Here is an 11,454-nt window from a genome sequence, read left to right on the forward strand (position 1 = left end):
GACGGCGGTCATGGCCTGGTCGGGGATGCCCTTGCGGGTGATGCGGGCGCGGATGTTGTCCCAGGTCAGGCCGAGGAGGGAGGCTCGCCGAACTCCGCGACGTCACCGGCCGCCCGCGCCGCCCGCTCGCCGTCGCCGCGCTCGTCGCCGAGCTCCGCGCCACCACCGTCGACCCCGAGGCTTCCGACGCCCTGCGCGAGGAAGCCGCCCGCCGCCTCGCCCGCCTCGCCGCGCTCACCGACGACGAGGGCCAGCCGCTCGTACCCGCGGCCCATCCCTACCGCTGGTGGGGCCTGTACGAACCGACCCGCTCCGCCGTCCCGCTCCGCGACCGGGACCAGCCCGTGGCCCTCTCCGGCAGCGCGCTCGACCAGCTCGCCAACACGTGCGCGCTCCAGTGGTTCCTCGGCCGCGAGGTGAAGGCGGACGCCCCGGCGTCGGCGGCCCAGGGCTTCGGCAACGTCGTCCACGTACTCGCCGACGAGGTGGCCTCCGGACGTACCCCCGCCGATCTCGCCGTCCTGATGGAGCGGCTGGACTCGGTCTGGGACGGTCTCGTCTTCGACGCCCCCTGGAAGTCCCGGCAGGAGAAGGAACAGGCCCGCGCCGCCCTGGAACGCTTCCTGCGCTGGCACGTCATGGACCGCACCGGCCGCACCCCCGCCGCGAGCGAGCACGACTTCGACGTGACGCTGGAGGCCGGGGAGTACGAGGTGCGCATCCGGGGCTCCATGGACCGCGTCGAACAGGACGCCGAGGGCCGGGCCTACGTCGTCGACTTCAAGACCGGCAAGCAGTCCCCGACCAGGGACGAGGTCGCCCGCCACCCCCAGCTCGCCGTGTACCAGCTGGCCGTCCGGGAAGGCGCGGTCGACGAGGTCTTCGACGGCCGCCGCCCCGAGCCCGGCGGCGCCGAACTCGTACAGCTGCGCCGGCCCGCCGCCAAGAAGGAGGGCGGCGACGCCCTGCCCAAGGTGCAGGCGCAGGAACCGCTCACCGGTGAATGGGTCTCCGACCTGCTGGCCACCGCCGCCGGCCGGGTCCTGGACGAACGCTTCACCCCCACGACCGGCCAGCAATGCACGCACTGCGCCTTCCGCGCCTCGTGCAGCGCACAGCCGGAGGGCCGCCACGTCCTGGAGTGAGCGGGGTGCGGGCAAGCGGTGATCCGCGCGTTGTCAGTGCGTCCGGTTAGCCTCTCCGGGTGTCCTCACGTATCACCGATCCCGAGCAGCTCAAGGAGCTCCTCGGGATCCCGTTCACCCCGGAGCAGACGGCGTGCATCACCGCGCCGCCGGCCCCGCAGGTGATCGTGGCCGGAGCCGGGTCCGGGAAGACCACGGTGATGGCGGCGCGCGTGGTGTGGCTGGTGGGCACCGGGCAGGTCGCGCCGGAGCAGGTCCTCGGACTCACGTTCACCAACAAGGCGGCCGGTGAGCTCGCCGAGCGCGTCCGCAAGGCCCTGATCGCGGCCGGGGTCACCGATCCGGACGCCATCGACCCGGACAACCCCCCGGGCGAGCCCAGCATCTCCACGTACCACGCGTTCGCCGGCCGGCTCCTCACCGAACACGGGCTGCGCATCGGACTCGAACCCACCACCCGCCTCCTCGCCGACGCCACCCGCTACCAGCTCGCCGCCCGCGTACTGCGCGAGGCCCCTGGCCCCTACCCGGCCCTGACCAGGTCGTTCCCCACACTGGTCAGCGATCTGCTGGCCCTCGACGCCGAGCTCGCCGAGCACCTCGTACGCCCCGAACGGCTCGCCGAGTACGACACCGGCCTCCTGCACGCGCTCGAATCGGCCCGGCTCAGCAACGCCGAGCTGCGCCGCATTCCCGAGACCGCCGAGGCCCGCCGCGAACTGCTCCAGCTGACCCGGCGCTACCGCGAGGCCAAGAAGAGCCGGGACCTCCTCGACTTCGGCGACCAGATCGCGCTCTCCGCCGAGCTGGCGCTCACCCGCCCCGAGGTCGGCACGATCCTGCGCGACGAATTCCGGGTCGTGCTGCTCGACGAGTACCAGGACACCTCCGTCGCCCAGCGCCTGCTGCTCTCCGCCCTCTTCGGCAGCGGCCCCGAGGGACGGACCGGGCACGCCGTCACCGCCGTCGGTGACCCCTGCCAGGCGATCTACGGCTGGCGCGGCGCCTCCGTCGCCAACCTCGACGACTTCCCGCTCCACTTCCCGCACGCCGACGGCACCCCCGCCACCCGCCACTCCCTCAGCGAGAACCGCCGCAGCGGCGGCCGGCTCCTGCACCTCGCCAACGGCCTCGCCGCACCCCTGCGTGCCATGCACGAGGGCGTCGAGGCACTGCGCCCCGCCCCCGGCGCCGAGCGCGACGGCATCGTCCGCTGCGCGCTGCTCCGTACCCACGCCGAGGAGATCGACTGGCTCGCCGACTCGATCGCCCACCTGGTGAGGACCGGCAAGGCACCCGGCGAGATCGCCGTCCTGTGCCGCACCGCGGGCGACTTCCCGGAGATCCAGGCCGCGCTGGTGGCCCGTGACATCCCGGTCGAGGTCGTCGGCCTGTCCGGGCTGCTGCACCTCCCCGAGGTCGCCGACCTCGTCGCGGTCTGCGAGGTCCTCCAGGACCCCGGCGCCAACGCCTCCCTGGTCCGGCTGCTCACCGGCCCCCGCTGGCGGATCGGCCCCCGTGACCTGGCCCTGCTCGGCCGCCGGGCCCGTCTCCTCGTCCACCGCGCGGCCCACGGCGACGAGGAGGACTTCGACCCCGACCGCCGGCTCGCCGAGGCCGTGGCGGGCATCGACCCGGCCGAGGTGATCTCGCTCGCCGATGCGCTGGACACCTTCCTCGAAGCGGGCGGGGAGGTGGACGACGGACTTCCGTTCTCCGCCGAGGCCCGCATCCGCTTCGCCCGCCTCGCCGCCGAACTGCGCGACCTGCGCCGCTCGCTGGCCGATCCGCTGATGGACGTGCTGCACCGGGTCCTCTCCACCACCGGCCTGGAGGTCGAGCTCTCCGCGTCGCCACAGGCCCTGGCCGCCCGCCGCCGCGAGACCCTGGCCAACTTCCTCGACGTCGCGGCCCGCTTCGCCGCCGTCGACGGCGAGGCCACCCTCCTCGCCTTCCTCGGCTTCCTGCGCACCGCCGTCCAGTACGAGAAGGGCCTGGACAACGCCCTGCCCGGCGGCGAGAACACCGTCAAGGTCCTCACCGCCCACAAGTCCAAGGGCCTGGAGTGGGACGTCGTCGCCGTGCCCGGCCTGGTCACCGGCCAGTTCCCCAGCGGCCAGTCCCGCGACGCCTGGACCGCCCAGTCCAAGGTCCTCCCGCACGCCCTGCGCGGGGACCGGGCGACCCTCCCCGATGTCCACTCCTGGGACGCCAAGGGGCTCAAGGCGTTCAAGGAGGAGATGAAGGAGCACCAGCACACCGAGGAGCTCCGGCTGGGATACGTCACCTTCACCAGACCCCGCACCCTGCTGCTCGGCTCCGGCCACTGGTGGGGCCCGTCCCAGAAGAAGCCGCGCGGCCCGTCGAGCTTCCTGCACGCGCTGTACGAGCACTGCGCGGCCGGGCACGGCGAGATCGAGGTCTGGGCCGACGAACCGGCCGAGGACGAGGAGAACCCGGCGCTCGACGCGGAGGCCGCCGACCAGGCGTGGCCACTTCCCCTCGACGCCACCGCGCTGACCCGCCGCCGGGCCGCCGCGGACACGGTGCTGGCGCACCTTGAGGCCCTGGCCACGACAGGGGGCGTGCCGGCCGCGTACGAGGCGCTGCCCGACGCCCCGGAGCCGTACGTCGACCCCTACGACGACGCCCCGTTCCCCGACGACGAGGCGTACGCCGACGACTGGGACGCGCTGGCGACGGAGCCCCCTCCGGCCGCCGCCTCCGCGTCACACGCCCCCATGCCGCACGTTCCCGCGGCCCGCACCCCCGAGCCCGCCCCCGAGCCCGCCCGGGAGCACCGCCTCACCCCCGAGGAAGCCCGCACTCTCGTCTCCTGGGACCGCGACCTCGACGCCCTCACCGGCGAACTGCGCCGCGCCCGCGCCACCGTGCGCGACGTCCTCGTACCCGCATCGCTCTCCGCCACCCAGCTGCTGCGCCTCGCCGACGACCCCGACGGCTTCGCCCAGGAGCTGGCCCGCCCGATGCCGCGGCCACCGCAGCCGGCGGCCCGCCGCGGCACCCGTTTCCACGCCTGGGTGGAGTCCCGCTTCGAGGAGCTGCCGCTGCCCATGCTCGGGCCCGACGAGCTGCCCGGCGGCGACAGGAGCGACGCCGAGATCGCCGACGAGCGCGACCTCGCCGCACTCAAGGAGGCCTTCGAGCGCACCCCGTACGCCCGCCGCACCCCGTACCGCGTCGAGACGCCGTTCCAGATCACCCTGGCAGGCCGGGTCATCCGGGGCCGCATCGACGCGGTGTACCGCACCGGGGACACATACGAGATCGTCGACTGGAAGACCACCCGCACCAACACCGCCGACCCCCTCCAGCTCGCGGTCTACCGCCTGGCCTGGGCCGAACTGCACGATCTGCCGCTCACCGACGTCACCGCCACCTTCCTGTACGTGCGCAGCGGGGAGACCGTCCACCCCAAGCGCCTCCCGGGCCGGGCGGAGCTGGAGCGGATCCTGCTGGACGAGCCACCGCCCGCGGCGTAGGTCCTCCCCGGCACCGACAGACCCCGTTGGGCGAGGCACTAGGCTCAAGGCCATGAGCGACACCCCGGACAGTGCCGTCCGTACGTACACCGAGCAGCACCGCACAGCCTTCCTGGACGACCTCGCCGCCTGGCTGCGCATCCCGTCCGTATCCGCCCAGCCGGAGCACGACGGGGACGTACGGCACAGCGCCGAGTGGCTGTCCGCCAAGCTCAAGGAGACCGGCTTCCCGGTCGCCGAGATCTGGGAGACGCCCGGCGCCCCCGCGGTCTTCGCCCACTGGCCGTCCGACGACCCGGACGCCCCGACCGTCCTCGTCTACGGGCACCACGACGTGCAGCCCGCCGCCCGCGAGGACGGCTGGGACACCGACCCGTTCGAGCCGGTGATCCGCGACGGCCGCATGTACGGGCGGGGCGCCGCCGACGACAAGGGGCAGGTGTTCTTCCACACCCTCGGCGTCCGGGCCCACCTCGCGGCCACCGGCCGCACCGCCCCCGCCGTCAGCCTCAAGCTCCTGATCGAAGGTGAGGAGGAGTCCGGCTCGCCGAACTTCCGCGCCCTGGTCGAGGAGCGGGCCGAGCGGCTCACCGCCGACGCGGTGATCGTCTCCGACACCGGCATGTGGGACGAGTCGACCCCCACCGTCTGCACGGGCATGCGCGGCCTCGCCGAGTGCGAGATCGAGCTGTCCGGCCCCGAGCAGGACATCCACTCCGGTTCGTTCGGCGGCGCGGTCCCCAACCCGGCGACCGCCGTCGCCCGGCTCGTCGCCGCACTGCACGACGCCGACGGCCGGGTCGCGATCCCCGGTTTCTACGAGGGTGTGGCCGAACTCACCGACACCGAGCGCGCGCTCTTCGCCGAGCTGCCCTTCGACGAGGCCACCTGGCTGCGCACCGCCAAGTCCCGCGCGGCATCGGGCGAGGCCGGCTACTCCACACTGGAACGCATCTGGGCCCGCCCCACCGCCGAGGTCAACGGCATCGGCGGCGGCTACCAGGGCGCCGGCAGCAAGACGATCATCCCGTCCTCCGCCCTGGTGAAGATCAGCTTCCGGCTGGTCGCCGGCCAGGACCCCGACCGCGTCCAGCAGGTGGTCCGGGCCTGGGCCGAGGCACAGGTCCCGGCCGGTGTCGGGCACCGGATCAGCTTCGCCCCGGCCACCCGCCCCTGTCTGACCCCGCTGGACCACCCCGCCCTCCAGGCAGTGGCCCGCGCCATGGGACGGGCCTTCGGCCAGAAGATCCTCTTCACCCGCGAAGGGGGTTCGGGACCCGCCGCCGACCTCCAGGACGTGCTCGGCGCACCCGTTCTCTTCCTGGGCATCTCCGTACCGTCCGACGGCTGGCACGCCCCCAACGAGAAGGTCGAGCTCGACCTTCTGCTCAAGGGCGTGGAGACAACCGCGTACCTGTGGGGCGAACTGGCCGCCGCACTCCGCTGAATCCTCTGAACACCCGATCCATCCCGGGGGAGTAGGAAGCACCTGTGAGCACCTTCGACAACGCCACCGCAGACCGGCCCATCGGTCTCACCGCGCCCAGCGGCATCGACCGCGCCGCGCACCACCGCCTCGACGAGGCCTGGCTGTCCGCCGCCTGGAGCCACCCGACCACCCGCGTGTTCGTCGTCTCCGGCGGCCAGGTGCTGATCGACGACACCGCCGACGGCGGTACGGAGATCGTCATGACCCCGGCCTTCGAGGCCCCGGTCACCGAGACCCACCGCTACTTCCTCGGCACCGACGAGGACGGCGTCAGCTACTTCGCGCTCCAGAAGGACTCCCTGCCCGGCCGCATGGACCAGCCGGCCCGCCCGGCCGGGCTGCGCGAGGCCGGTCTGCTGCTCGGCCCGCGCGACGCGGGCCTGATGGTGCACGCGGTGGCCCTGGAGAACTGGCAGCGCCTGCACCGCTTCTGCTCCCGCTGCGGCGAGCGCACGGTCATCGCGGCGGCCGGCCACATCCGCCGCTGCCAGGCCTGCGGAGCCGAGCACTACCCGCGTACCGACCCCGCGGTGATCATGCTAGTGACGGACGACCAGGACCGCGCGCTGCTGGGCCGCCAGGTGCACTGGCCCGAGGGCCGCTTCTCGACGCTCGCGGGCTTCGTCGAGCCGGGGGAGTCGATCGAGCAGTCCGTGGCGCGCGAGGTGTTCGAGGAGGCGGGGGTCACGGTCGGCGAGGTCGAGTACATCGCCAGCCAGCCCTGGCCGTTCCCGTCGAGCCTCATGCTCGGGTTCATGGCACGGGCCACCTCGTCCGAGATCAATGTGGACGGCGATGAGATCGAGGAGGCCCGCTGGTTCTCCCGCGAGGACCTCAAGGCCGCCTTCGAATCGGGTGAGATCCTGCCCCCGTTCGGCATCTCGATCGCGGCGCGCCTGATCGAGCTCTGGTACGGCAAGCCGCTCCCGAGGCCGGGCAGCGTCGGCTGACGCCGGACCCGTACGGGAACGCCCCCTCCGGTGCTCGACCGGAGGAGGCGTCCTCGTACCGCGGAAGAGACGGGATCAGGCGGCGAGCGCCTGCTTCACCTGCGCCAGGGACGGGTTCGTCATGACGGCCTCGGCACCCGTGGAGCCGACCACCAGGACGGTGGGAACGGTCTGGTTGCCCCCGTTGGCCTTCTCGACGAAGGCCGCGGACTGCGGGTCCTGCTCGATGTTGATCTCGTTGTACGCGATGCCCTCGCGGTCCATCTGGCTCTTGAGCCGACGGCAGTAGCCGCACCACGTGGTGCTGTACATCGTCACAGTGCCCTGCATGTCTTGGCGCTCCTCTGTCTCGTCAGTCTTCTCGGACTCGTCTGTCTCATCCGTCACGCGGAGAAGGTGGACTGTGCGTCACCGCACGGAAAGGGAACGTACGCGAGGCAACCACCATTCCCGCCACCGCCCCGTATCAGCCCACCGTCCCGCACCGGGCCGTCCCCCGCACCAGTACGGCCGTCCCCCCGTATTAGTACGACAGATACGGCTCCCCTGTGGACAACCTCCGCGCCCGCCTCTTCCGACCTGGCAGCATGGCGGGGTGACAGCAGCAACGCATTCCTCTCTTTTCCCGCAGGTCCCCGAGTCGGCCGACGCCGTGCTCGACGGCCTGGACCCCGAGCAGCGCGAGGTCGCCACGGCCCTGCACGGCCCGGTGTGTGTGCTGGCCGGAGCCGGTACGGGCAAGACGCGTGCGATCACCCATCGCATCGCGTACGGAGTGCGCGCCGGAATACTTCAGCCGACCAGTGTGCTTGCCGTCACGTTCACCAACCGGGCCGCCGGTGAGATGCGCGGACGGCTGCGCCAGCTCGGCGCGGGAGGGGTCCAGGCACGGACGTTCCACTCCGCCGCCCTGCGTCAGCTCCAGTACTTCTGGCCGAAAGCGGTCGGTGGCGACCTGCCCCGGCTGCTTGAGCGCAAGGTCCAGCTGGTCGCCGAGGCCGCGGCCCGCTGCCGCATCCGGCTCGACCGCAACGAGCTGCGGGATGTCACCAGCGAGATCGAGTGGTCCAAGGTCACCCAGACCGTGCCCGCCGACTACCCGGCCGTGGTCGCGAAGACCCAGCGCGACGCCCCGCGCGATCCGGCCGAGATCTCCCAGATCTACGCGACGTACGAGGAGCTGAAGCGCGACCGCTCGGTGATCGACTTCGAGGACGTGCTGCTGCTCACCGTCGCCATCCTCCAGGACCGCCACGACATCGCCGACCATGTCCGCCGCCAGTACCAGCACTTCGTCGTCGACGAGTACCAGGACGTCAGCCCGCTCCAGCAGCGGCTGCTCGACCTCTGGCTCGGCGACCGGGACACCCTGTGCGTCGTCGGCGACGCCAGCCAGACGATCTACTCCTTCACCGGAGCCACCCCCGACCACCTGCTGAATTTCCGCACCCGCCACCCCAACGCGACCGTGGTCAAGCTGGTCCGGGACTACCGCTCCACCCCCCAGGTCGTCCATCTGGCCAACGGGCTGCTCGGCCAGGCCCGCGGCCGCGCCGCGGAGCACCGGCTCGAACTGGTCTCGCAGCGCGAGCCCGGCCCCGAGCCCGCCTACACGGAGTACGCGGACGAGCCCTCGGAGGCCGAGGGCACCGCCCGCCGGATCCGGGATCTGATCGCCGCGGGAGTCCCGGCCGGCGAGATCGCCGTGCTCTACCGGGTCAACTCCCAGTCCGAGGTCTACGAGCAGGCCCTGGCGGACGCGGGCGTGCCGTACCAGCTGCGGGGCGCGGAGCGCTTCTTCGAACGGGCGGAGGTACGGGAGGCGGGCGTCGCCCTGCGCGGCGCCGCCCGTGCCGGAGGCAACGACTCGCTGCTCGACGACGCGGAGGGTCTGCCCGCGGAAGTGCGCGCGGTGCTCTCCACCAAGGGATGGACCTCGGAGCCCCCCGCGGGTTCGGGCGCGGTGCGCGACCGCTGGGAATCCCTGGCCGCCCTGGTCCGGCTTGCCGAGGACTTCGAACGGGCCAGGCCGGGCGCGACGCTCTCCGACCTGGTGGCGGAGCTCGACGAGCGGGCCGCCGCCCAGCACGCCCCCACGGTCCAGGGAGTCACCCTTGCCTCGCTCCACTCGGCGAAGGGCCTGGAGTGGGACGCGGTGTTCCTGGTCGGCCTGACCGAGGGCATGATGCCGATCACCTACGCCAAGACCGACGAGCAGATCGAGGAGGAGCGCCGGCTGCTGTACGTCGGCGTCACCCGGGCCCGCCTCCACCTCTCGTTGTCGTGGTCGCTCTCCCGCTCGCCCGGCGGCCGCGCCGGACGACGCCCGAGCCACTTCCTCAACGGCCTGCGTCCGGGCTCGGTGCCGCTCGGCACGCGCGGCGCGGCCGGTGGCGGCGGGATCGAGCGGGGCCCGGGACCGGTCGCCAAGCGCAGCCGGCGCGGCCCTGCCCGGTGCCGTGTCTGCGGCAAGACCCTCACCGACGCCGGCGAGATGAAGCTGATGCGCTGCGAGGACTGCCCCTCCGACATGGACGAGGCGCTGTACGAGCGGCTGCGCGACTGGCGGGCGGTCAGGGCGAAGGAGATCGGCCAGCCCGCGTACTGCGTGTTCACCGACAAGACACTGATGGCGATCGCCGAGGCCGTACCCGGCAGCGAGGGCGAACTGGCGGTGATCCCCGGGGTCGGCGCGCGGAAGTTGGGCCGGTTCGGGACCGCTGTCCTGGCCATTTGCGCAGGTGAGACGGTGGAGGAGGTGCTGGGTGAGGCAGCTGACGAGGTGTGAGAAAAACTCGTCGAAAAAATAGTTTGCGCCTGCCCCAGTCATCACCATAGGTTCTTAACCACGGGAACAGCGACTTCTCTGAAGCCCTGGTCCTGTGCTGTACTTATCCGAATACGTAGGACCGGCCCGCCGGTCCGCCCGAGACGCCGAGAGGAGGCGATTGAAGTGATCAGCATCATCAAGACCAGCAAAATGACCGATCTTTCGGTCGTCTCCGCCTGCTCGCTCGGCCGCGCCTGCTCGTCCGCGTCCTCGCTCCGTGGCACCGGTCTGTCCGGCATCTCTGTCGCCAGCCCGCTGTCTCCGGCGAGCCTCCCCGTGCGGGAGCGCAATGAGCGACCGGCTCAGGCACCGGCAGCAGCAGTAGCGAAGGGACAGGCCCAGGCCTATGCCTTTGCGGCCGTCGGTGCGGGAGCGGAATCCGGCGCCAAGAAGCAGACGACGCAGCACCACACGATGTGGGCCTTCCGTGGGCCTGAACCCTGGAGTGATCCAGCCTGATCCACCATCAGGCCGGCGCCTTCAGGGCCGCGGAACCCCACTCGGGATCCGCGGCCCTTTTGTTTTGTCCAAACGGACGAGACAGCACGAAGGAGCCTCGGGACAAGCAACACCCGGTACCAGCCGCCACCCGGCCAACAGGCCGGAACGACCAGACGAGGACACCACCCACCGTGCAACTCGAAGCGCACGCCCCGTCCGTACCGCCTTCCGACACGATCCCGCCGCCCGGCCTCACGGAGGACTCCACCTTGATCCCCCTCACTGCGCTCACCGCGCTCGACGACGCCATCGAGAACCTCGGCGTGCCCGTCCCGTGCCGCTCCTACGACCCGGAGGTCTTCTTCGCGGAGTCGCCCGCCGACGTCGAGTACGCCAAGTCCCTCTGCCGTACCTGCCCGCTCGTCGAGGCCTGCCTCGCAGGCGCCAAGGAGCGTCGCGAGCCGTGGGGCGTCTGGGGCGGTGAGCTCTTCATCCAGGGCGTCGTCGTCGCTCGCAAGCGGCCGCGTGGCCGTCCGCGCAAGAACCCGGTCGCGGCGTGACCGCCGGACCGGGGGTCACGGCCCTCAAACCCATGAAGCGCATCGGAACCATCGACCGTCCCCACACCCACGATCCCCGAAATCAGGCAGCAATGTCCGTCCCCACCAATGAGCCCGTCGGCTCCGCAACACCGAACGTCACGATCATCGGCGCGAACGACTCGCGTCAGAACAGGACCCGCGAGATGCAACTCATCCCAGAAGCCCTGGCCCGTGCTCATATGCACGACCGCCTGAGGGAGGCCGACTCGCAGCGCCAGGCCGTGCGCCTGGTCACCGCGCGCCGGATGCAGCGTCGGGCCGAGCGCGCCTCGATGCGCGCCCGCCGAGCGCTGGCCATGGCGGTCATGCACTAGTCAGGCCGAACACCAGCAGCACCCGCCGACGGACAGCCGCTCTGCCCGCCGGCAGTCAGTACCCATAGTCAGTACCCCTTCCGCGGGGGCGGGGCCCACCGGCCCGCCCCCCGGGGCGGCCGTTGTTGGGGGCGAGGGGGGGGGGGTGGCGGTGGTGGGGGGGGGTTCGGGGCCCCCCCG

At 72.2% G+C, this 11,454-nt stretch carries 8 protein-coding genes and 1 pseudogene; 8 read left to right on the top strand and 1 reads right to left on the bottom strand.

Annotated elements, in window-relative coordinates:
* Positions 1 to 95: 95 nt before the first annotated feature.
* From ABZY11_RS35085 to nudC, 4 genes and pseudogenes are all read left to right on the top strand, one after another.
* A pseudogene (locus ABZY11_RS35085) lies at positions 96 to 1,145 on the top strand (PD-(D/E)XK nuclease family protein); the annotation flags it as partial.
* Positions 1,146 to 1,204: 59 nt separating this feature from the next.
* Positions 1,205 to 4,648: a UvrD-helicase domain-containing protein gene (locus ABZY11_RS35090; protein ID WP_356483049.1), complete on the top strand. Its 3,444-nt coding sequence runs from the start codon at positions 1,205 to 1,207 to the stop codon at positions 4,646 to 4,648.
* 52 nt (positions 4,649 to 4,700) lie between these two features.
* Positions 4,701 to 6,095 carry a dipeptidase gene (locus ABZY11_RS35095; protein ID WP_356483050.1) on the top strand — a complete coding sequence of 465 codons (1,395 nt, stop codon included), beginning with the start codon at positions 4,701 to 4,703 and terminating at the stop codon, positions 6,093 to 6,095.
* Positions 6,096 to 6,139: 44 nt separating this feature from the next.
* Positions 6,140 to 7,087 (top strand): NAD(+) diphosphatase, encoded by a 948-nt coding sequence (gene nudC / locus ABZY11_RS35100; protein ID WP_356483051.1) that lies wholly within the window; start codon positions 6,140 to 6,142, stop codon positions 7,085 to 7,087.
* Between the two features lie 75 nt (positions 7,088 to 7,162).
* Here nudC and ABZY11_RS35105 read toward each other — a convergent pair whose 3' ends face one another.
* Positions 7,163 to 7,417: a mycoredoxin gene (locus tag ABZY11_RS35105; RefSeq protein WP_356483052.1), complete on the bottom strand. Its 255-nt coding sequence runs from the start codon at positions 7,415 to 7,417 to the stop codon at positions 7,163 to 7,165.
* A gap of 265 nt (positions 7,418 to 7,682) precedes the next feature.
* Here ABZY11_RS35105 and ABZY11_RS35110 point away from each other — a divergent pair, with 265 nt between their 5' ends.
* The 4 genes from ABZY11_RS35110 (at position 7,683) to ABZY11_RS35125 (ending at position 11,274) form a co-directional block, all read left to right on the top strand.
* Complete coding sequence (locus ABZY11_RS35110; protein WP_356483053.1) at positions 7,683 to 9,875, top strand: ATP-dependent DNA helicase UvrD2; 2,193 nt, start codon at positions 7,683 to 7,685, stop codon at positions 9,873 to 9,875.
* 165 nt (positions 9,876 to 10,040) lie between these two features.
* Positions 10,041 to 10,376: a hypothetical protein gene (locus tag ABZY11_RS35115; protein ID WP_356483054.1), complete on the top strand. Its 336-nt coding sequence runs from the start codon at positions 10,041 to 10,043 to the stop codon at positions 10,374 to 10,376.
* Positions 10,377 to 10,549: 173 nt separating this feature from the next.
* Positions 10,550 to 10,918: a WhiB family transcriptional regulator gene (locus tag ABZY11_RS35120; RefSeq protein WP_093549938.1), complete on the top strand. Its 369-nt coding sequence runs from the start codon at positions 10,550 to 10,552 to the stop codon at positions 10,916 to 10,918.
* 32 nt (positions 10,919 to 10,950) lie between these two features.
* A complete protein-coding gene (locus ABZY11_RS35125; RefSeq protein ID WP_356483055.1) occupies positions 10,951 to 11,274 on the top strand; it encodes a hypothetical protein in 324 nt (107 codons plus the stop codon).
* Positions 11,275 to 11,454: the final 180 nt, after the last annotated feature.

It is taken from the genome of Streptomyces sp. NPDC006510, from assembly GCF_040611955.1.
Classification (GTDB): domain Bacteria; phylum Actinomycetota; class Actinomycetes; order Streptomycetales; family Streptomycetaceae; genus Streptomyces.

Excerpts from the sequence above, each read along its gene's own strand:
- ABZY11_RS35105 (WP_356483052.1), bottom strand. The coding sequence starts at position 7,417 with ATGCAGGGCACTGTGACGATGTACAGCACCACGTGGTGCGGCTACTGC.
- ABZY11_RS35095 (WP_356483050.1), top strand. The coding sequence starts at position 4,701 with ATGAGCGACACCCCGGACAGTGCCGTCCGTACGTACACCGAGCAGCAC.
- ABZY11_RS35125 (WP_356483055.1), top strand. The coding sequence starts at position 10,951 with ATGAAGCGCATCGGAACCATCGACCGTCCCCACACCCACGATCCCCGA.